The organism is Microbaculum mangrovi (assembly GCF_051390635.1).
GTDB lineage: Bacteria > Pseudomonadota > Alphaproteobacteria > Rhizobiales > Tepidamorphaceae > Microbaculum.
The window spans coordinates 667,441-687,217 of record NZ_JBPODT010000001.1 but is presented as its reverse complement, the minus strand read 5'-3'; the positions used below and the strand labels follow the sequence as shown (position 1 = coordinate 687,217).

Here is a 19,777-nt window from a genome sequence, read left to right as displayed (position 1 = left end):
GGATTTCCGGAGGTCTTTTCAAAGGGGTCATGCCCAAATAGACCGCCGAGGGCCGTCTGTCATGTGAGGCGATGCCGCAGGATCATGGGTTTAATGAGGCGGGCTATAGCTCGAGTTCCCAATACTGCCCGACGAGATCCTTGCCGAAACTGTGGTGTTTCTCCTCCTTCACCAGCTCGAAGCCCTCGTCCCGATAGAGGCGACGGGCGGCATCGAGGCAGTCGTTCGTCCACAGGACGACCTTCGCATAGCCGCAGGCGCGGGCGAAGGCGAGGCATTCGGAAACGAGGCGGCGGCCGAGGCCGGTGCCGCGGGCTTCCGGCTCGACATAGAGCATGCGCAGCTTGGCGACGGTGTCGCTTTCGCGGACCAGGAAGATCGAGCCGAGAATGTCGTCGCCGCGCTCGGCAATCCAGCAGCGCTCGCGTTTGGGATCGAAGTTGCGGATGAATGCCGCGACAATATCGGCGACCATCGGTTCGAAGGTCTCGTCCCAGCCGTATTCCTGGGCGTAGAGCACGCCGTGGCGGTGGACGACCCAGCCCATGTCGCCGGGGCGCTGCGGCCGCAGGACGATCGGCGCGGCCGGCCGCTCGGTGCCGCCCAGAAGCCGCTCGATCGTCGCCATGGCGGAGACCAGACGCTTGCGGTCGCCGGGAGACAGCGGCGCCAGCATCGCCCCGACCTGCTCGGCGGATGACCGGTTCAGGCCGGCGAAGGCCTCGCGGCCGGCTTCGGTCAGCCGCAGGAGCTGGCGGCGGGCGTCCGATTTCGACGGCGAGCGGGCAATCAGGCCCTTGTCCTCGAAGCCGCGCAGCATGCGGCTGAGATAGCCCGCGTCGAGGCCGAGTTCGCGGCTCAGGTCGCTGGCCGCGACCGCGTCGTGGTTGGCGATCTCGTAAAGCACGCGCGACTCGGCGAGCGAGTAGGGACTCTTCAGAAGCCCGTCGTTGAGCAGTCCGATCTGGCGGGTATAGAAGCGGGTGAAACGGCGAACGGCCCCGGTTTCTGGTTCGGAAACGGACATGGCTCTCCCAATTCGATTGACAAAATCAAGTGATCGATTGTCTTTGTCAATCGAGTCCACCGCAAAATGGCCTCTCGGCGATGGAAAGCCGGCGACATATTGTGTCGCGTCGGCGCAACGATTATTCGGAAGGCGGCCCGTGGCCGTTCGATTCCCCGTCAGTTCAGGAGTTCGCTTGAAGGCCCGCCTAGACCAGATCGACTGGAAAATCCTCCGAGAGCTGCAGGCCGACGGGCGGATCACCAATGTCGAACTCGCCCGCCGTGTCGGCATCTCCGCGCCACCCTGCCTGCGCCGGGTGCGGGCGCTGGAGGACGCCGGCATCATCCGTCGCTACCGCACGCTGCTCGACGAGAAGAGCCTCGGCTACGACGTCACGGCCTTCGCCTTCGTCAGCCTGTCGAGCCAGGCCGAGGCCGACCTGATCGCCTTCGAGGAGCGGATCGGCGAGTGGCCGATCGTGCGCGAATGTTACATGCTGTCGGGCGAGACCGACTTTCTTCTGAAATGTGTCGCCAAGGACCTGCGCGGCTTCCAGGACTTCATCATCGAGCTGACCGGCGCAGCCAATGTCAAAAGCGTCAAGACGACGCTGACGATCCGCCAGTCCAAGCACGAACCGTCGGTGCCGCTGGAATAGGCCCAGCGCGCCAAGAACACCAACGAGGACACATCATGCCTGGCATCCGGTATATCGTGGAGGGCGGGAAGCAGCTGTCCGGCGAGATCACGCCGGCCGGCAACAAGAATGCCGCGCTGCCGATCATCGCCGCGACGCTTCTGACCGATAAGCCCGTCAGGCTCGACAACGTGCCGCGCATTCGCGACGTGGAGACGCTGGTCAATCTCGTGCGCTCGCTCGGCGCGGACGCCGAATGGATCGGGCCGCAGACGCTGAACATCCACGCCAAGGAAGTGCGCGTCGTCGACCTCGACGCGGACGCCTGCGCGCGCATCCGCGCCTCGATCCTGCTGGCCGGCCCGCTGCTGGCGCGCTGCGGCGGCGTGACACTGCCGCCACCGGGCGGCGACGTGATCGGCCGGCGCCGGGTCGACACGCATCTCCTGGCGCTCGAGCAGCTGGGCGCGACGATCGAGGAGAACGAGAACTACCATTTCAGGGCGTCGAAGCTGATCGGCACCGACGTGTTCCTCGATGAGCCGAGCGTGACGGGCACCGAGAACGCGCTGATGGCGGCGGTGGCCGCCGAAGGCACCACGGTGCTGCGCAACGCGGCATCGGAGCCGCACGTGCAGGATCTGGCCAATTTCCTGGTGGCGATTGGGGCCCGGATCGAGGGCATCGGCACCAACACCATGACGATCCAGGGTACGAGCAGCTTCGGCGGCGCCAGCCACAAGATCGGACCGGACCATATCGAGGTCGGCTCGCTGATCGGGTTGGCCGCGGTAACGAAGTCCGAGATCCGCGTCCGCGACGCCGGCGTGGCGCATCTGCGCGCGATCCGCATGAACTTCGAACGGCTCGGCGTCGTCTGCCAGATTGACGGCGACGACCTGCTGATCCCGTCGCAGCAGGAAATGAAGATCCATGCCGACGCCGGCGGACACATCCCCAAGATCGAGGATCAGCCATGGCCGGCCTTCCCCGCCGACCTGATGTCGATCGCGGTGGTGACGGCGACCCAGTGCGACGGTGTCGTGCTGGTCTTCGAAAAGATGTTCGAGTCGCGGCTGTTCTTCGTCGACAAGCTGATCAGCATGGGCGCGCGGATCGTGCTGTGCGACCCGCACCGCGTCATCGTCACGGGCCCGAGCCGGTTGCGCCGGGCGAAGCTGACGTCGCCGGATATCCGCGCCGGCATGGCGCTGCTCATCGCGGCGATGTGCGCCGAGGGAACCAGCATCATCCACAACGCCCACCAGATCGAGCGCGGCTACGAGCGCATCGACGAGCGGCTCAACGCCTTGGGCGCCTCGATCCGGCGCGAAGAGGACTGAGGCTTATCCGGAAGCGCGCATCCCCGGAAGCGCACATCCCCGGAAGCGCACATCCTTCGAGACAGCCGCTTCGCGGGCTCCTCAGGATGAGGGCGGCGGGCTTGGCTGCGCCCGAAACATGAAGGACCTCGTGGTGAGGAGGGCGCCCTGGCGCCCGTCTCGAACCATGGGCGGCGCTTATTGTTCAACCGCGTGGGTTCAACCGCGTGGGTTCGAGCGCGTGGAAGGCTGAGATCTACGGACCTCCGCTCATTCCCGCGCAAGCGGGAATCGCTTGCGTCCGTCGCGGCCGTGCTTGATCGCTTCCCGACTCCCGCTTTCGCGGGAGTGAGCGGGCGAAAAGGGACCTTTCGCGGGAGTGAGCGGACGAAACGGGAGCGTCCCGCTCCGAGGGCCTACTTGAAGCTGATGTTGAGGATCTCGTAGCCGCGGGCGCCGCCGGGGGCCGCGACCTCGAAGGAATCGCCCTGCTTCTTGCCGATCATGGCGCGGGCGATCGGGGAGGATATCGAGATCTTGCCCGCCTTCACGTCGGCCTCGGTGTCGCCGACGATGCGGTAGACCTTTTCCTCGTCCGTGTCCTCGTCGACGATCTTGACGGTCGCACCGAAGGTGACGGTGTTGCCGGCCAGCTTGGTGACGTCGATTACGTCGGCGCGGCCTATCTGGTCCTCGAGTTCGGCGACGCGCGCCTCGTTGAGGCCCTGGGCTTCCTTGGCGGCGTGATACTCGGCGTTCTCCGACAGGTCACCATGCGCACGCGCTTCCGCGATCGCCTGGATGATGCGCGGGCGCTCCACCTGCTTCAGCCTCTTCAGCTCGCTTTCGAGCGCGGAATAGCCTTCAGCCGTCATCGGAATCTTGTTCATCGGAGAAATCGCTCCAAAAGGAAACCGCCCGCGGAGCGACTCAGCGTCGCCGCCGCGGCCAGCAGGGATGTTCGAATATGCGCTGGAAAAGAGCAATGCCCTCTTTTTGGCGCACCTATTGCGCCGCCGAGACGGCCTTCGTCCCCGCGCCGGCCCCCACATAGGCCTGTAGCGGCTCCACTTCAAGAGTCCCGGTCTTCATCGCACGGATGCCTTCGGCCGCCGCGACGGCACCGGCAACGGTGGTGTAGTAGGGAACCTTGTGAAGCAGCGCGGTGCGCCGGAGCGAGCGGGAATCAGCCAGGGCCTGCGACCCTTCCGTGGTGTTGAAGACCAGCTGAACCTCGCCGTTCTTGATCGCGTCGACGATATGCGGGCGGCCTTCCAGCACCTTGTTGATCTTGGCGCAGACGATGCCCTCGTTTTCCAGATAGCGCTGGGTGCCGCTGGTGGCGACGATCTTCATGCCGCAGTCGGAGAGTATGCGGATGGCCTTGAGGATCCTGGCCTTGTCGGAATCGCGCACCGAGACGAACACGGTGCCTTCGACGGGGACGCGGGTGCCGCCGCCAAGCTGTGACTTGGCGAAGGCGAGCGCATAGTCGCGGGCAAGACCCATGACCTCGCCGGTCGAACGCATCTCCGGGCCGAGCACGGTGTCGACACCGGGGAAGCGGGCGAACGGGAACACGGCTTCCTTCACCGCGATATGGTCGAGCGGCTTGGACTGCAGGCCGAAGCTGGCCAGGGGCTCGCCGGCCATGACGCGCGCCGCGATCTTGGCGATCGGCAGGCCGATGGTCTTGGCGACGAAAGGCACGGTGCGGCTCGCCCGCGGGTTCACTTCCAGCACGTAGATGTCGTCGTTCTGGATCGCGTACTGGACGTTCATCAGGCCGCCGACCTCCAGCCCGAGCGCCATCGCCCGGGTCTGGCGCTCCAGCTCGGCGATGGTCTCGTCGGACAGCGAATGGGGCGGAAGGGCACAGGCGGAATCGCCGGAATGGATGCCTGCTTCCTCGATGTGCTCCATCACGCCGCAGATGAACACGTCCTTGCCGTCGCACAGGGCGTCGACATCGACCTCGATGGCGTCGGCCAGGTAGCTGTCGAACAGCAGCGGGTTCTTGCCGAGTACCGTGTTGATCTGGCCGGTCTTGTCGTTGGGATAGCGCGTCTTGATGTCTTCGGGCACCAGCGCGGGCAGGGTGCCAAGCAGGTACGCGTCGAACATCTTCTCATCGTGGATGATCGCCATCGCCCGCCCGCCGAGCACATAGGAAGGGCGCACGACGAGGGGGAAGCCGAGCTCGGCGGTGACCAGCCGGGCCTGCTCGATCGAATAGGCGATGCCGTTCCTGGGCTGGCGCAGACGCAGCTTGTCGAGGAGGCGCTTGAAGCGGTCGCGGTCCTCGGCGAGGTCGATCATGTCCGGCGAGGTGCCGAGAATCGGCACGTCGGCGTCCTGCAGCGCCTGGGCGAGCTTCAGCGGCGTCTGGCCGCCGAACTGGACGATGACGCCCTTCAGCGTGCCCTTCGACTGCTCCTTGCGGATGATCTCGAGCACGTCCTCGGCGGTCAGCGGCTCGAAATAGAGCCGGTCGGAGGTGTCGTAGTCGGTCGAGACGGTCTCCGGGTTGCAGTTGACCATGATCGACTCCAGCCCAATGTCGTCGAGCGCGAAGGCGGCATGGCAGCAGCAATAGTCGAACTCGATGCCCTGGCCGATGCGGTTGGGACCGCCGCCCAGAATGATCACCTTGTCGCGCTCGCTCGGATCGGCCTCGTCGGCGGCCGCGCCGATGAACGGGGTCTCGTAGGTCGAGTACATGTAGGCGGTCGGCGAGGCGAACTCGGCGGCGCAGGTGTCGATGCGCTTGTAGACGGGATGCACGCCCAACTGCGTCCGCAAGTCCGCGACCGCGCGTTCGTCGGTGCCCGTGAGTTCGGCCAGGCGGGCATCGGAAAAGCCCATCGCCTTCAGCCGGCGCAGCGGACCGGTGGTCTGCGGCAGGCCGAGGCGGCGCACCTCGGCTTCCATGTCGACGATCTCCTTGATGCGGGCGATGAACCAGGGATCGAATTTGCAGGAATTGTGGACGACCTCCTCGGTCGCGCCGGCGCGTAGCGCCTGGGCGATCTTGAGGATCCGGTCGGGCGTCGGCTCGCCGAGCGCGGCGCGGATGGCGTTCTTGTCGTCGCCCTCGCCGATGCCGGTAATCTCGACGTCGTTGAGGCCGGTCAACCCGGTCTCCAGGCCGCGCAGGGCCTTCTGCAGGGATTCGGCGAAGGTGCGTCCGATCGCCATGACCTCGCCGACCGACTTCATCGAGGTGGTCAGCAGCGGCTCGGCGCCGGGAAACTTCTCGAAGGCGAAGCGCGGGATCTTGGTGACCACGTAGTCGATGGTCGGCTCGAAGGAAGCCGGCGTCGCGCCGCCGGTGATGTCGTTTTCCAGCTCGTCCAGCGTGTAGCCGACCGCGAGCTTGGCGGCGACCTTGGCGATCGGGAACCCGGTGGCCTTGGAGGCGAGCGCCGAGGAGCGCGACACGCGCGGGTTCATCTCGATGACGATGAGCCGGCCGTCCTTCGGATTGACGGCGAACTGGACGTTGGAGCCGCCGGTCTCCACCCCGATCTCGCGCAGCACCGCGATCGAGGCGTTGCGCATGATCTGGTATTCCTTGTCGGTCAGCGTCAGCGCCGGCGCGACGGTGATGGAATCGCCGGTGTGGACGCCCATCGGATCGATGTTCTCGATCGAGCAGATGATGATGCAGTTGTCGTCCTTGTCGCGGACGACCTCCATCTCATACTCCTTCCAGCCGATGATCGATTCCTCGATCAGCACCTCGTTCGTCGGCGAGGCGTCGACGCCGCGCTCGATGATTTCGAGGAACTCCTCGCGATTGTAGGCGACGCCGCCGCCCTGGCCGCCGAGGGTGAACGAGGGACGGATGATCAGCGGCAGGCCGATCTCGTCCAGCGCCGGCAACGCCTCGACCAGCGAATGGGCGAGCATCGAGCGCGGTGTCTCGAGCCCGATCTCCGTCATCGCCTCGCGGAACAGCTCGCGGTCCTCGGCCTTGTCGATGACCTCGGCGCGCGCGCCGATCATCTCGACACCGAACTTGTCGAGCACGCCGTCGCGGTTGAGAGACAACGCGGTGTTCAGCGCCGTCTGGCCGCCCATCGTCGGCAGGAGCGCGTCCGGCCGTTCCTTCTCGATGATGCGGGCGACGACCTCCGGCGTGATCGGCTCGATATAGGTCGCGTCGGCCAGCTCCGGGTCGGTCATGATGGTGGCCGGATTGGAGTTGACCAGAATGACCCGGTAGCCCTCTTCCTTCAGCGCCTTGACGGCCTGGGTGCCGGAATAGTCGAACTCGCAGGCCTGGCCGATGACGATCGGGCCGGCGCCGATGATGAGGATCGATTTGATGTCTGTGCGTTTGGGCATATCTGTCGGCGCGCTGGCTTGAGCGGGCGCTCCGCGCCACATTCGGGGGCGCGCTTCGCTCGCTGGGGTCTACTATGGGTTGGCCGGGCGCGATACATAGGGGAAAACGCGCGCGTGAGGAAGCCCGGTATCGGGCGGAATTCACCTAAGGCGGAAATGGTGTCGGACGGGACGCGTCCCAGGCGGAATTCGTCTCAGGCGGAATCCTGGCCTTCGGGCTCCGGCAGCGTACTGATCTCGGTTCCGTCGAAATCGGCGATGCCCTGGGTCAGGGCGTAGCACGCCAGCCGGACGGTCTTGGGAATCTCCACCTTCTTGCCGTCGCGTTCGCCCTTCTCATAGTACTGGATCATGCGCTTCTTGAGGCCGAGCAGGTCGGCGGCCTCCTTCTGACGCAGCCCCTGCGCCTTGCGCCAGGCGCGGAACTGGCTCGACGTCATGGCGCCATTGTATTTTCCTGAATTCGGCATGCCGCGCCGGTCCCCGTTTCCGTCACGAAATATTCATTAACCTGACATGCACAAAGTGCGGTTTATCCTTGACTGAATCGCACACAGTGCACATAGTTCATTCACGAAAGCGCACTTGGTGCTTTCGATCAAGACCAATTCTAGATCGGAACACCAAGAGACTGAAGAAAGGATAACAACATGCTGGTCGATCTGCTCATTGCCAGGGCAGCCATGGGGCCGAGGCATGTGGACATGCATCGGTCGGCGACACTCAACTGTCGACTACATGCGCTCCTGCGTCGCGCAGGGCGATTGTTCGGCTAGGTCCGGCACCAAACGTCAAGACGGGGCGCGAGGATACATTCCGCGCCCCGTTTTGATTCCGGGACACATCCGGCGCGAATATTACCGAGCGCAATGCCGCGTCTTCGCGTTGCCGGCTGAACAATCCCGTCCTACGATCGGTGCCGCCAATCGGAGCGGCGAAGGGGACAGCAGTCATGCGGTGGCGAGGCCGGCGGCGTAGCGATAACGTCGAGGACAGGCGCGGAGCCGGCATGTCGGGCGGGTTCGGCATACCTGGCGGCGGCATGCGCATGCCGCGCGGCGGGGCCGGCCGGGCGGGCTTCGGCGGCATCGGCTTCCTGATCGTCATCGTTGTCGTGGCAATGCTGCTGGGCATCAATCCGCTGACGCTTTTGCAGGGCGTGGACGGGTCGATGCCGGTCCAGCCCCAGGGCGAGGCGCCGGCGCCGCCGGAGAGCGACGAGATGGCCCAGTTCGTCTCCGTGGTCCTGGCGGATACGGAAGACACCTGGCAAAAGACGTTCCAAAGCGAGTTCGACGCCGACTATCCGCGGCCGAGGCTGGTGCTCTTCACCGGAGCGATCCGGTCCGCCTGCGGCTTCGCCCAATCGGCGACCGGACCGTTCTACTGTCCGGGCGATCGCAAGGTCTACATCGACCTCGCCTTCTACGATCAGCTTCGCCGCCGCTTCCAGGCGCCGGGCGATTTCGCCCAGGCCTACGTGATCGCCCACGAAGTCGGCCACCACATCCAGAACCTGACCGGCGTGTTGCCGAAGTTCGACGAGATGCGCCGGCGCCTGCCCGAGGCCGAAGCCAACCAGTTGTCCGTTCGCGTCGAGCTACAGGCCGATTGCTATGCCGGGGTCTGGGCGCACGACACCGCGCAGAAGGGCCTGCTGGACAAGGGCGATATCGAGGAGGCGATGAACGCCGCCACCCAGATCGGTGACGACGCCATCCAGAAGCGCACCCAGGGCTATGTCGTGCCGGACGCCTTCAATCACGGCACCTCGGCGCAGCGCCAGCGCTGGTTCCGAATCGGCCTGACCGAAGGCCGCATGGACGCGTGCGACACGTTCAGCCCCGGGCGGGTGTGACGGCTACGCGCCGGCCGTTCAGGCCGGCGGCGTAACTTCCAGAACCGTCAGCCAGCGGACTTCGCCGCCGCGGGTCGCCCATGAGATCTCGGCGTCCTTCGTCAGTCCGATCAGCGCGGCGCCGATCGGCGTGAGCACGGAGACGCGCTTGGCGCCGATATCGGCGTCCGCCGGCATCACCAGCGTCACGGACTGGACGCGGTCGAGGGCGTTGTCGCGATAGGTCACGAGCGAACCGATGTTGACGACATGAGCCGGCAGCGAGCCGGCCGGCACCACCGTGGCGCGTTCGATCTCGCGCAAGATCCGGTCCGAGATCTCCGGGATCCGTTCGGAAACGGCGAAGGCGAGGTCCTGAAGCCGGGTGGCATGGTCGGCATCGAAGAAGACAGGCGGTTCGTCCTTCGGGGGGATGTGGTTGTTTTCTGGCGACATTTCTATTGGTCTCCTATGACGAATAGCGCCGCGGCACGACATTCGGGCGCCACGGCGTTCGAGAGTTGCTAGCGAATTTGAAGAAGCGGCGCGGACACCCGAGGGCGGCGCGGACCGCTCCTCGTGGCTGTCCGGAACATTCAGTCCCGCAGCGCCCGGCGGGCGGCTTCGGGCTGGAACGCGACGTCCAGTACAGTGACGTGACCGATGCTGCCGTCGTCCTGCACCAGAGGTGCATGCTGCCCCGCGGTCATCCCGAGGAGCGTCATGCCCAGGAGCGATCGGACGGTGACGGCAGTCGACTCGTCGTCCTTGTGCTCCCAGTGGCGGAGCACGCAGGTGGAGTCCGGTTCACCGTTGACCGAGTAGGCCACGCGGCTGTTTCCGGTCACCACGTCGGACGCGATGTCGTCGCTCAGCACGATCCGCGCGTCCGCCAGCTTGGTGCGAATGAGGCGAAGCAGCAGGCGGTCGTCGGTCGCGCTTCCGCGTGGCAATTGCAGCAGGTGTCCTTCCACCAGGGTGTAGTCCTTGATGGTCATCTGACACTCGATGGGTCTCAACAATTCCAGACGGGGGGAATCCGCCGCGCCGCCGAGCGGGTCGAACCCCATTTCCAGTTTGTCCAGAAGCTGTTCGTCCGTTTCGACGCACGGTGACGTGAATGCACGCATAGTGCTCCCTCCGGAGGACCGTGCGGTCATCCGGCCTCGGTTATCCAATCTGATTTTGCTGGAAACCCCCGAAGCGGGTGTAGCGCGAGCGCTAACCTGCCCGCTCGGGGCTAGGAGCCTGCGAGCAGGGACCCTGCGAATAGCAGGAATCGGTAATTTTTGACATTGTATGTCATGCAACAATAATGGTGATCACCAGTGACAGTGTCAACCATGCTCCCCGGGGCGGGCGCGTGTCGGGAGAGCATAGGTGTCGATTGCCTACGTAAAGGCGGAGCCTTCGCGGCGGTTCTGCGGTGTCCGGCCGGCGACATACGATATGAGGGCTGGACTCCGGGTGTTGCTGCGGTGCAGCATACTGTCGCATCATTGATAATGCGCTAGGATCCGCTCGATGGCCGTTCAGGACTATGTCGCGTTGCCGCCGATCACGGCCGTCCATCTCGCCGATGACGGACGCATTCCCAACAGCCGCCTGCCGCTGCTGATCTTCCACGCCGCCATCGACCCGCGCCTGGCAAGTGCCGAAGCGTTCGAGGCGCTGTTTGCCAAAAACGGCTGGGCGCCGGCGTGGCGGTCGACGATCTTCCCGTATCATCACTTCCATTCGACAACGCACGAGGCCCTCGGCGTCGCCGCGGGGTCTGCTCGCATCCTGGTCGGCGGCGACTACGGCCGGGAATTCGATATCGCCGCCGGCGACGCGATCGTCATTCCGGCTGGCGTCGGCCACAAACGGCTGTCCTCGAGCCCGGACTTCGAGGTCGTGGGCGCCTATCCTCCCGGCCGGGACTGGGACCTTTTGAAGGGCGATCGCGGCGAACGGCCGCTGGCGGACGAGAATATCAACCGTGTTCCGCTGCCCGATTGCGACCCGGTGAACGGATCGGGGGGCCTCCTGACCGAGCTCTGGAAGTGAGCCCAGGCGCCGGGGCCGTAAGGTCAGGGCCATTATCCTTACCGCTTTCCTAAAAACCTAGGGACAATACCGCTTTCTGCCGCATTGTTTTATTTATCTGGCAAATGTATCGAAAACGAACAGCGTTTCGTGACCCAAGAGAGGAGATCACCAAGAAGATGACATTCTCACCCCGAAAGTCACTGTCCGCGGCGGGCGCCGCCCTGGCATTGTCTCTCGGCTGGTCGGCAGTCGCGGGCGCCGCGCCCGTCGTGCTGACGCCGTGCGACGGAGACGAACTGGCCGGTGAATGGCTGGTGCTGTATCAGCTTCGCCAGGCGGAATACTGCAAGCTGACGCTCGACGAAACCGGACTCATCACCGATGCGACCTGCTATTCGCGGAAGGGCAGGCCCCTGCGCGCGGAGATGAGCGGGAAGCTCGTGCTGGATGCGACCTGCGCCGTAAGGCACGACGGCGACCCCATCCGCCTCTCGAAGTTGAAGGGCAAGGGGAATGGAAAGTACGGGAAGTTCAAGGTCGAGACGCAGTTGAGCGAGGATCGTTCGACCATGGTCGGCCTGTTCCGGTTCCGCACCCACCTGTCGCACGTGACGGCGCAGCGCATCGACGTTCCCACGCCGTAACACGCCGACATCCGTATCGAATATTGAAGCGTCCGGTTCCCAGAGAGCCGGACGCGATTTTTTTGCGGGGCTTGCCCGCTAAGTTGGGTGGGGGGACGCGATTGCCGACGTCCGGCGCGGCGCCGCCGCCTCAGCGCTCGGCCAGCGGCGGCTCGTTCCTGTTTTCCCGGATCAGGTTGACGAAGCGGGTGAACAGATAGTGGCTGTCCATCGGCCCGGGCGAGGCCTCGGGGTGGTACTGCACCGAGAAGACCGGCCTGTCCTTGACCCGGATGCCGCAATTGGATCCGTCGAAGAGCGAGACGTGGGTCTCCACGACGGTATCCGGCAGGCTTTCGCGGTCGACCGCGAAGCCGTGATTCATGGACGTGATCTCGACCTTGCCGGTGGTGTGGTCCTTGACCGGGTGATTGGCGCCGTGGTGGCCCTGATGCATCTTCACGGTGCGTCCGCCCAGCGCCAGACCGAGCATCTGATGGCCGAGGCAGATGCCGAAGACGGGCAGGCCGGTTTCGACCAGCGCGTTGATGACCGGCACGGCGTATTCGCCGGTCGCCGCCGGATCGCCGGGGCCGTTCGAAAAAAAGATCCCGTCGGGCTTCATCTCGAGAATCCGTGCGGCGTCGGTCGTGGCGGGCACCACCGTTACCTTGCAGCCGAGCCCGGCGAGCTGGCGCAGGATGTTGCGCTTCGCGCCGTAGTCGATCGCGACGACGTGGTACTCGGGCGATTCCTGCCTGCCGTATCCTTCGCCCCATACCCACGGGGTCTCGTCCCAGACATAGGTCTGCGCGGTCGTGACGTCGGGAACCAGATCCATGCCCACGAGGCCCGGCCAGCCGGCGGCCTGGGCCTTCAGCGCCTCGATGTCGAAGCTGCCGTCAGGGCTGTGCGCGATGACGGCGTTGGGCATTCCGGTTTCGCGGATCCGCGCGGTCAGCGCCCGCGTGTCGATGCCGCTGAGGCCGATGATGCCGCGATTCTTAAGCCACTCGCCGAAGTGCCGGGCCGAACGCCAGTTCGACGGCTCGGTGATCGGGGTGCGGAGAATGCAGCCGCGCACTCCCGAGGCGGAGGCCATGTTGACCGTCTCGATGTCCTCGTCGTTGGTGCCGACGTTTCCGACATGCGGGAAGGTGAACGTGACGATCTGGCCGGCGTAGGAGGGATCGGTCAGGATCTCCTGATAGCCGGTCATGGCGGTGTTGAAGCAGACCTCGCCGACCGCGTGGCCGGTGGCGCCGAGCCCCATGCCTTCCAGCACCGTTCCGTCGGCGAGGACGAGAAGCGCCGTCGCGACGGGGTCAGTCCAGCCCTCACCATGCCGGGAGGCGAGAGCCTCCACGGGACCTTGCGCAGCCATAGAAAGCTCCTTACATATCCGCGCCGAGACGGGCCGCCCCGCCGTTCGAGCGGCGACTTGGCGGCTGATGTGTCGGCCATTAGGGATCCAAGCGGAAGCTAGGACACAGGCAAATCCTCGTCAAGGAACGAGGGTCAGAATTTATCGCTGAAATATCAATGACTTGCGGGATTCCTCTCGGTTGCGCCACCGGCGCACACTAGGGTATTCTGCAATCTGTCGGGCAAAAGGACGGACAACAGATGTTGCGCGACCAGATCAACGATGCGCTCAAACTGGCGATGAAAAGCCAGGACAAACGCCGCATGGCGACGCTCCGCCTGATCAATGCGGCCGTCAAGGACCGCGACATAGCGGCGCGGACGGGCGGCAAGGACAGCGTCAGCGACGACGAGATTCGCGAGCTCCTGCAGAAGATGGTTCGGCAGCGTGAGGAATCGGCGACGGTCTATGCCGAGGCCGGGCGCACCGAGCTTGCCGAGCAGGAGCGCGAGGAAATCACGATCATCCGCGATTTCCTGCCGCGTCAGCTCTCCGAGGACGAGGTGCGCTGCGCCTGCGAGGCGGTGGTCAAGGACATCGGCGCGAACGGCCTGCGTGACATGGGCAAGTGCATGGCGACGCTGAAGGAGCGTTTCCCCGGCCAGATCGACTTCGGCCGCGCCTCCACCGTCGTCAAGCAAATGCTGGCCTGACCCGGCCGGCGCAACTGATTCGGAAACGGAAGGTCCCGGCAACCGCCGGGACCTTTTGCGTTTCTGCCGCCGAATCGCGAATCGATTCGCTTCAACCGATTCGCGGGCTTATATTCACTGCCACCGCTCACGATCTTTGGTCCCGATGAAGTTTCCGCCCTCGTTGCTCGACGAGATCCGTGCCCGACTGCCGGTTTCCGACGTGGTCGGCCGGAAGGTGAAGCTGCGTCGGCAGGGACGCGAGTTCATCGGCCTGTCCCCCTTCAACGCCGAGAAGACGCCGTCGTTCACGGTCAACGACCAGAAGGGCTTCTATCACTGCTTTTCGTCGGGGAAGCATGGCGACATCTTCCGTTTCCTCATGGAAACCGAGGGGGTGAGCTTCCCCGAGGCCGTCGAACGGCTGGCCGGCGAGGCGGGCGTGCCGATGCCCAAGCCCGACCGGCACGCCGAGCAGCGGGAAAAGGAGCGTGCCGGCCTAGCCGAGGTGATGGAGGCGGCGGCCGCGTTCTTCGAGGCGAGCCTCAGGCAGCCGGAAGGCCGGGAGGCGCGGGACTACCTGGTCAATCGCGGCCTCGACGAACAGACGTGCAAGCGGTTCCGCATCGGCTATGCGTCGGGCGGGCGCTATGCGCTGAAGGAACACCTGGGCAAGCTCGGCATCGCCAACGAGGCGATGGCCAGGGCGGGGCTGCTGATCACCGGCAGCGACATCGCCGTGCCGTTCGACCGGTTCCGCGACCGCGTGATCTTCCCGATCACCGACCTGCGGGATCGGGTCATCGCCTTCGGCGGCCGGGCGCTGCGGTCCGATCATCAGCCGAAATACCTGAATTCCCCGGAAACCGAGCTGTTCCACAAGGGCAGGGTGCTGTTCAACATGGCGGCCGCCCGCCGGTCCGCCCAGGAAAAGGCCTCGGTGATCGTCGCCGAGGGCTACATGGACGTGGTGGCGCTGACCAGGGCCGGTTTCAGCAATTCGGTCGCCCCGCTCGGCACCGCGCTCACCGAGGACCAGCTCGCGCTCCTCTGGCGCGTCGCCGACGAGCCGATCCTGTGTTTCGACGGTGACGCGGCGGGCCTGCGCGCCGCGTTCCGCGCCGCCGATCTGGCGATGCCGCATCTGCAGGCGGGCAAGAGCCTGCGGTTCGCGCTGCTGCCCGACGGCAGCGATCCCGACGACCTGGTGCGCGAGGAAGGTGCCGCCGCGCTGGGGGAGGTGATCGACAAGGCCCGTCCGCTGGCCGACATGCTGTGGACGCGCGAAATCGAGGCGATGCCGCTCGACACGCCTGAGCGGCGCGCGGCGTTTGAGAAGCGGCTTGCCGAGACCGTCGGCCGCATTCCCGATGTCCGCGTTCGCCGGCACTACGGCGAATTGTTCCGCGACCGGCTGGCCGAGTTCTTCGGCCGCCGCACCGACCGCAGTGGTTGGGCGGGTGGCCGGGCGGGGGGCCGGGCGGGTGGCGGACACCAAGGCAACGACCGGCGGTCCGGAGGGCGCGCGCCCTGGCAACGCGGTGCCGACCGGGCGGCGGCGGGCGCATCGGGAGGCTTTTCGGGACAAGTGGCGGGCGGCCGGGCCAGCTCCGATCTGGTGCGGCGTCTGGCTGCGCGGCAGACGCTGCCCCGCCGCGAGGCGATCCTGCTGCTGACGCTGCTCAACCACCCGGAACTGCTGCGGGAACGGGCCGAAGCGGTCGCGCACATGGAGCTGTCGCACCGCGATCTGGATCGGCTGCGCGGGGCGCTGCTCGATATCGCGGCGCACCACGACACCGATCCGGCGGATACCCGCGAGAGGCTCGTGGCGAAGGGCCATGGAGAGCTGGTGGAACGGCTGGAATTGCTCTGGACGGGGGCCGGGCGGGCCGAATGGTGGGTCGCGCCGGATGCCGCGACAGTTGACGCGGAACGCGCTTGGGACCATACGGCGGCCTTGCATCACAAGCTCGTCACGTTACATAGAGAACTCAAGGCAGCCGAGATAGCGCTCCAGGCAGAGCCGAGCGACGAGAATCTGGCACGGCTGTACGACATTCAAGCACAGCTTGCCAACGCCGAGGGTACCGAGGCGCTGATGGACGGATTCGGTCAGGCGTCAGGCCGTCCGATGCGGGCTTTCTGAACCCGCGAATTGAGCGGGCCGGAGCGAACCAGGAACGAAATCGGGTTAACTTTAATCACGGATTAAGGGGCACGCAGTAGCACGGATGATCGACTAGGCGCAGCAAGGCCGCGATTTTACGGCCCCTGGCCGACAAGGCAATCGTCCGGTCCCCTTTGTCATCCGGGACCCTTTGTCGGGAGACAACTACATGGCGACTACCGCGAAGAAGGCGGAAGAGGCTCCGGAACAGCAGGCAGACGCGCCGGACGGCCCGTTGCTCGACCTTTCGGATGCCGCGGTCAAGAAGATGATAAAGGCCGCCAAAAAGCGCGGCTACGTGACCTATGAAGAGCTCAATCAGGTGCTTCCTTCCGAGGAAGTCACCTCCGAGCAAATCGAGGACACGATGGCGATGCTCTCCGACATGGGCATCAACGTCATCGAGAACGAGGAAGCCGAGGAGAACGACGACTCGGGCGACGAGGAGGAAGGCGGAGAGCTGGTCGTAGCCCCGCGCACCGCGGTCGCCACCACGGCCGCGAAGTCCGAGCCCGCCGACCGCACCGACGATCCCGTCCGCATGTACCTGCGCGAGATGGGCTCGGTCGAGCTGTTGTCACGCGAGGGCGAGATCGCTATCGCCAAGCGCATCGAGGCCGGCCGCGAGGCGATGATCGCCGGTCTCTGCGAGAGCCCGCTGACCTTCCAGGCCATCATCATCTGGCGCGACGAGCTCAACGACGGCAAGATCCTGCTGCGCGACATCATCGACCTCGAAGCGACCTATGCCGGCCCGGATGCCAAGGCGCCGGCCGCCGACAACAACAACGTCCAGGACGCGGCGAAGGACGAAACCGAAAAGCCCGCCGCCAAGGGCAACGGCGGGGCCGTGGCCAACGGCGAGGCGACCGAGAGCTCCGAAGGCGAGGGCGACGGCGACGACGACGACGACGAATACGAGGCCAACATGTCGCTGGCCGCCATGGAGGCGGAGCTGAAGCCTCAGGTGGTCGAGACCTTCGACACGATCGCCTCGAACTACAAGAAGCTGCGCAAGCTGCAGGACCAGCACGTCGAGAACCGGCTGAAGAACGCCAATCTCTCGCCGAGCCAGGAACGCCGCTACAAGAAGCTCAAGGAAGAGATCGTCGTCGAGGTGAAGAGCCTGTCGCTGAACCAGCAGCGCATCGACGCCCTGGTCGAGCAGCTCTACGACATCAACCGGCGCCTTCTCGGCTACGAGGGCCGGCTGTTGCGTCTCGCCGAATCCTACGGCGTCGACCGCGAGGACTTCCTCAAGCAGTACCGCGATCACGAGCTCGACCCGCACTGGATCCGCCGCGTCGCCAATCTCGGCGCCAGGGGCTGGAAGGACTTCATCGCCTCCGAGAAGGACACGGCGAAGGACATCCGCTCGGCGATCCAGCAGCTCGCCACCGAGACCGGCCTGGAGATCGGCGAGTTCCGCCGCATCGTCCACATGGTGCAGAAGGGCGAGCGCGAGGCCCGCATCGCCAAGAAGGAGATGGTGGAGGCCAACCTGCGCCTCGTCATCTCGATCGCCAAGAAGTACACGAACCGCGGCCTGCAGTTCCTGGACCTGATCCAGGAAGGCAACATCGGCTTGATGAAGGCGGTCGACAAGTTCGAGTACCGCCGCGGCTACAAGTTCTCCACCTACGCCACGTGGTGGATCCGCCAGGCGATCACCCGCTCGATCGCCGACCAGGCGCGCACCATCCGCATCCCGGTGCACATGATCGAGACGATCAACAAGATCGTCCGCACCTCCCGCCAGATGCTGCACGAGATCGGCCGCGAGCCGACGCCGGAGGAACTGGCCGAAAAGCTGGCCATGCCGCTGGAAAAGGTGCGGAAAGTTCTCAAGATTGCCAAGGAGCCGATCTCTCTCGAGACGCCGATCGGCGACGAGGAAGACAGCCATCTCGGCGACTTCATCGAGGACAAGAACGCCGTCCTGCCGATCGACGCGGCGATCCAGGCGAACCTGCGCGAGACCACCACGCGCGTGCTCGCCTCGCTTACCCCGCGCGAGGAGCGCGTGCTGCGCATGCGCTTCGGCATCGGCATGAACACCGACCACACGCTGGAGGAAGTCGGCCAGCAGTTCTCGGTGACGCGCGAACGCATCCGCCAGATCGAGGCCAAGGCGCTCAGAAAGCTGAAGCACCCGAGCCGCTCGCGGAAGCTCCGGAGCTTCCTCGACAACTGAGGCGGGCTTCCAGGACCGGACTTAGAAGACGGCGGGCCAAGTGCCCGCCGTTTGTCGTTTCCCTACCCGAACAGCGCCTTCGTCTCGTCGAGCAGAACGCCGCCGGTGATCTCGATCGTGCGGAACGGCGCCTGCGCGGCGATCTCGGCGGAGGGGACCATGATCTGGTGCATCCTGGTCGACAGCCAGTCGATAGAGACGCCGTAGGCGACGCGGCCGAAGCCGCACCAGACGATCGCGCCCATGCACATCGGGCAGGGCTCGCCCGTCGTATAGAGCGTCGCGCCGCGCATCGCCTCGGCGCCGTGCTCGGCGATGCAGGTGCGGATTGCGACCATCTCGCCGTGCGCCGTCGGGTCGCGCGGGACGCCGGCGCTGCGACCGGGATTGAAGCCGCGCGCGATCACCGTGCCGTCCTTTGCGATCACGGCGGCAAACCGCTTCTTGTTGCTCGCGGCCAGGTCGACCGCCTGTCGCATGAAGGTTTCGTCCTCCGGCCGGGCCGGCTGCTCGACGGCCCCGGCGCTGGCGGATCGCGGCTTCAGCAGGACCGGGGCCAGCAGGGCAGGAGCCAGAGTCGCGGCGGTTCCCGCCGCCCCGGTGACGATGCGAGCGAGCTGCCGGCGGGTCGGGCCGCAGCAGGTGTGGTCGGTCTTGCCGGTCATGTCGGTCGGCCTCCGCGTTGTGCTTGCCGACACGATAGCAAAAAGCCCCCCGTTCAGGAGCGGAGGGCTTTCTGTTTCGTCATCGCTGGGGTAGGGCGACGGTCAGGCCTCCTTGCCGACGTACTCGTTGATCAGCTTCTCGTTGCGCGCCTTCTCGATCTTGGAGGCGAGCTGCTCGGCGACCATGTCGTCCGTGCGGAACTTCACGAAGTTCACCAGGGCGGCGGTCAGGAGCAAAACGCCCATTCCCCAGTAGCCCTTGGTGGACAGGTCGACCGGGGCGAGCCAGACCGACAAGGCGAGCATCAAGTAGGCAACGACGACCGCTGCGCCATTGAACACGATGTAAGCATGGTTCTTGGACATCGGGTGCTTTCCTCATATGCAGCATATGCGTGTCGTGGATGATCGCTATACGTGTAGCAAGAATTTGTTACTAATTACGGGAATTGCAGCTTTTGCGTGCAATCTGGTTAATGACGTCCTACCGGGGGCGGGACGACGGGGGAGTGGAAAACGGCTCCCCGCGCGATGATGGGGCGCGGGGAGCCTTCTACTTCGCCCGCGCGGGGAGTGCCGGCGAAGCGGGGGCCTACGCCTTTGCGACGTACTCGCTGATCAGCTTCTCGTTGCGCGCCTTCTCCAGCTTGGTGGCGACGTCATCGCTGACGACCTCGTCGATGCGCAGCTTGACGAAGTTGACGAGGGCGGCGGTCAGGAGCAGGACGCCCATGCCCCAGTAGCCCTTGGTGGACAGGTCGACCGGGGCGAGCCAGACCGACAGGGCCAGCATGAAGTAGGCAACGACCACGGCGGCGCCGTTGAAGGTGATATAGATCTGATTGCGGTTCATCGTTTCAGTCCTCGTGTCTTGGTTCGAT

General features: G+C 65.3%; 18 protein-coding genes. 8 read left to right on the top strand and 10 right to left on the bottom strand.

Features of this window, described 5'->3' with window-relative positions:
• Positions 1-103: 103 nt before the first annotated feature.
• Positions 104-1,027, bottom strand: a complete 924-nt coding sequence (locus ACSF9G_RS03270) for a bifunctional helix-turn-helix transcriptional regulator/GNAT family N-acetyltransferase (RefSeq protein WP_436638273.1) — start codon at positions 1,025-1,027, stop codon at positions 104-106.
• A gap of 175 nt (positions 1,028-1,202) precedes the next feature.
• Here ACSF9G_RS03270 and ACSF9G_RS03265 point away from each other — a divergent pair, with 175 nt between their 5' ends.
• Positions 1,203-1,667, top strand: a complete 465-nt coding sequence (locus ACSF9G_RS03265; protein ID WP_436638271.1) for an Lrp/AsnC family transcriptional regulator — start codon at positions 1,203-1,205, stop codon at positions 1,665-1,667.
• A gap of 35 nt (positions 1,668-1,702) precedes the next feature.
• Positions 1,703-2,989, top strand: a complete 1,287-nt coding sequence (gene murA / locus ACSF9G_RS03260; protein WP_436638269.1) for a UDP-N-acetylglucosamine 1-carboxyvinyltransferase — start codon at positions 1,703-1,705, stop codon at positions 2,987-2,989.
• A 395-nt stretch (positions 2,990-3,384) separates the two neighbouring features.
• Here the strand turns inward: murA and greA are convergent, their stop codons facing one another.
• The 3 genes from greA to ACSF9G_RS03245 form a co-directional block, all read right to left on the bottom strand.
• A complete protein-coding gene (greA, locus tag ACSF9G_RS03255; protein ID WP_436638267.1) occupies positions 3,385-3,858 on the bottom strand; it encodes a transcription elongation factor GreA in 474 nt (157 codons plus the stop codon).
• Positions 3,859-3,973: 115 nt separating this feature from the next.
• Positions 3,974-7,318, bottom strand: a complete 3,345-nt coding sequence (gene carB, locus ACSF9G_RS03250; protein ID WP_436638265.1) for a carbamoyl-phosphate synthase large subunit — start codon at positions 7,316-7,318, stop codon at positions 3,974-3,976.
• 194 nt (positions 7,319-7,512) lie between these two features.
• Positions 7,513-7,788 carry a helix-turn-helix domain-containing protein gene (locus tag ACSF9G_RS03245; protein ID WP_436638263.1) on the bottom strand — a complete coding sequence of 92 codons (276 nt, stop codon included), beginning with the start codon at positions 7,786-7,788 and terminating at the stop codon, positions 7,513-7,515.
• Positions 7,789-8,270: 482 nt separating this feature from the next.
• On the opposite strand from ACSF9G_RS03245, the gene ypfJ reads away from it, so the two are divergent.
• Positions 8,271-9,176 carry a KPN_02809 family neutral zinc metallopeptidase gene (ypfJ, locus tag ACSF9G_RS03240; protein WP_436638261.1) on the top strand — a complete coding sequence of 302 codons (906 nt, stop codon included), beginning with the start codon at positions 8,271-8,273 and terminating at the stop codon, positions 9,174-9,176.
• A gap of 18 nt (positions 9,177-9,194) precedes the next feature.
• Here the strand turns inward: ypfJ and rnk are convergent, their stop codons facing one another.
• Together rnk and ACSF9G_RS03230 are read right to left on the bottom strand one after the other, a co-directional pair.
• Positions 9,195-9,611, bottom strand: a complete 417-nt coding sequence (rnk, locus tag ACSF9G_RS03235) for a nucleoside diphosphate kinase regulator (protein WP_436638259.1) — start codon at positions 9,609-9,611, stop codon at positions 9,195-9,197.
• A gap of 140 nt (positions 9,612-9,751) precedes the next feature.
• The gene (locus ACSF9G_RS03230; protein WP_436638257.1) at positions 9,752-10,285 is read right to left on the bottom strand and encodes a GreA/GreB family elongation factor; all 534 of its coding nucleotides are present in this window, start codon (positions 10,283-10,285) and stop codon (positions 9,752-9,754) included.
• Between the two features lie 394 nt (positions 10,286-10,679).
• On the opposite strand from ACSF9G_RS03230, the gene ACSF9G_RS03225 reads away from it, so the two are divergent.
• Together ACSF9G_RS03225 and ACSF9G_RS03220 are read left to right on the top strand one after the other, a co-directional pair.
• On the top strand, positions 10,680-11,204 hold the full coding sequence (locus tag ACSF9G_RS03225; RefSeq protein ID WP_436638256.1) for a hypothetical protein: 525 nt from the start codon (positions 10,680-10,682) through the stop codon (positions 11,202-11,204).
• A 158-nt stretch (positions 11,205-11,362) separates the two neighbouring features.
• On the top strand, positions 11,363-11,830 hold the full coding sequence (locus ACSF9G_RS03220; RefSeq protein WP_436638254.1) for a ricin-type beta-trefoil lectin domain protein: 468 nt from the start codon (positions 11,363-11,365) through the stop codon (positions 11,828-11,830).
• A 130-nt stretch (positions 11,831-11,960) separates the two neighbouring features.
• Here the strand turns inward: ACSF9G_RS03220 and carA are convergent, their stop codons facing one another.
• Positions 11,961-13,193: a glutamine-hydrolyzing carbamoyl-phosphate synthase small subunit gene (carA, locus tag ACSF9G_RS03215; RefSeq protein WP_436638252.1), complete on the bottom strand. Its 1,233-nt coding sequence runs from the start codon at positions 13,191-13,193 to the stop codon at positions 11,961-11,963.
• A gap of 242 nt (positions 13,194-13,435) precedes the next feature.
• Between carA and ACSF9G_RS03210 the strand changes: the two genes are divergently transcribed.
• The 3 genes from ACSF9G_RS03210 (at position 13,436) to rpoD (ending at position 18,231) form a co-directional block, all read left to right on the top strand.
• On the top strand, positions 13,436-13,888 hold the full coding sequence (locus ACSF9G_RS03210) for a GatB/YqeY domain-containing protein (RefSeq protein WP_436638250.1): 453 nt from the start codon (positions 13,436-13,438) through the stop codon (positions 13,886-13,888).
• A gap of 145 nt (positions 13,889-14,033) precedes the next feature.
• Positions 14,034-16,016, top strand: a complete 1,983-nt coding sequence (gene dnaG / locus ACSF9G_RS03205) for a DNA primase (protein ID WP_436638248.1) — start codon at positions 14,034-14,036, stop codon at positions 16,014-16,016.
• Between the two features lie 190 nt (positions 16,017-16,206).
• Positions 16,207-18,231 carry an RNA polymerase sigma factor RpoD gene (rpoD, locus tag ACSF9G_RS03200; RefSeq protein WP_436638246.1) on the top strand — a complete coding sequence of 675 codons (2,025 nt, stop codon included), beginning with the start codon at positions 16,207-16,209 and terminating at the stop codon, positions 18,229-18,231.
• A 62-nt stretch (positions 18,232-18,293) separates the two neighbouring features.
• Here rpoD and ACSF9G_RS03195 read toward each other — a convergent pair whose 3' ends face one another.
• The 3 genes from ACSF9G_RS03195 to ACSF9G_RS03185 all read right to left on the bottom strand — a co-directional run bounded on the left by ACSF9G_RS03195 (position 18,294) and on the right by ACSF9G_RS03185 (position 19,749).
• Positions 18,294-18,896 carry a nucleoside deaminase gene (locus tag ACSF9G_RS03195; protein ID WP_436638244.1) on the bottom strand — a complete coding sequence of 201 codons (603 nt, stop codon included), beginning with the start codon at positions 18,894-18,896 and terminating at the stop codon, positions 18,294-18,296.
• A gap of 102 nt (positions 18,897-18,998) precedes the next feature.
• Complete coding sequence (locus ACSF9G_RS03190) at positions 18,999-19,262, bottom strand: YiaA/YiaB family inner membrane protein (RefSeq protein ID WP_436638242.1); 264 nt, start codon at positions 19,260-19,262, stop codon at positions 18,999-19,001.
• Positions 19,263-19,488: 226 nt separating this feature from the next.
• A complete protein-coding gene (locus ACSF9G_RS03185) occupies positions 19,489-19,749 on the bottom strand; it encodes a hypothetical protein (protein WP_436638240.1) in 261 nt (86 codons plus the stop codon).
• Positions 19,750-19,777 lie beyond the last annotated feature (28 nt).

Bases quoted from the DNA above. Each gene is read 5' to 3' on its own strand.
- ACSF9G_RS03270 (WP_436638273.1), bottom strand. From the start codon at position 1,027: ATGTCCGTTTCCGAACCAGAAACCGGGGCCGTTCGCCGTTTCACCCGC.
- murA (WP_436638269.1), top strand. From the start codon at position 1,703: ATGCCTGGCATCCGGTATATCGTGGAGGGCGGGAAGCAGCTGTCCGGC.
- greA (WP_436638267.1), bottom strand. From the start codon at position 3,858: ATGAACAAGATTCCGATGACGGCTGAAGGCTATTCCGCGCTCGAAAGC.
- carB (WP_436638265.1), bottom strand. From the start codon at position 7,318: ATGCCCAAACGCACAGACATCAAATCGATCCTCATCATCGGCGCCGGC.
- ACSF9G_RS03245 (WP_436638263.1), bottom strand. From the start codon at position 7,788: ATGCCGAATTCAGGAAAATACAATGGCGCCATGACGTCGAGCCAGTTC.
- ypfJ (WP_436638261.1), top strand. From the start codon at position 8,271: ATGCGGTGGCGAGGCCGGCGGCGTAGCGATAACGTCGAGGACAGGCGC.
- rnk (WP_436638259.1), bottom strand. From the start codon at position 9,611: ATGTCGCCAGAAAACAACCACATCCCCCCGAAGGACGAACCGCCTGTC.
- ACSF9G_RS03230 (WP_436638257.1), bottom strand. From the start codon at position 10,285: ATGCGTGCATTCACGTCACCGTGCGTCGAAACGGACGAACAGCTTCTG.
- ACSF9G_RS03225 (WP_436638256.1), top strand. From the start codon at position 10,680: ATGGCCGTTCAGGACTATGTCGCGTTGCCGCCGATCACGGCCGTCCAT.
- ACSF9G_RS03220 (WP_436638254.1), top strand. From the start codon at position 11,363: ATGACATTCTCACCCCGAAAGTCACTGTCCGCGGCGGGCGCCGCCCTG.
- carA (WP_436638252.1), bottom strand. From the start codon at position 13,193: ATGGCTGCGCAAGGTCCCGTGGAGGCTCTCGCCTCCCGGCATGGTGAG.
- ACSF9G_RS03210 (WP_436638250.1), top strand. From the start codon at position 13,436: ATGTTGCGCGACCAGATCAACGATGCGCTCAAACTGGCGATGAAAAGC.
- dnaG (WP_436638248.1), top strand. From the start codon at position 14,034: ATGAAGTTTCCGCCCTCGTTGCTCGACGAGATCCGTGCCCGACTGCCG.
- rpoD (WP_436638246.1), top strand. From the start codon at position 16,207: ATGGCGACTACCGCGAAGAAGGCGGAAGAGGCTCCGGAACAGCAGGCA.
- ACSF9G_RS03195 (WP_436638244.1), bottom strand. From the start codon at position 18,896: ATGACCGGCAAGACCGACCACACCTGCTGCGGCCCGACCCGCCGGCAG.
- ACSF9G_RS03190 (WP_436638242.1), bottom strand. From the start codon at position 19,262: ATGTCCAAGAACCATGCTTACATCGTGTTCAATGGCGCAGCGGTCGTC.
- ACSF9G_RS03185 (WP_436638240.1), bottom strand. From the start codon at position 19,749: ATGAACCGCAATCAGATCTATATCACCTTCAACGGCGCCGCCGTGGTC.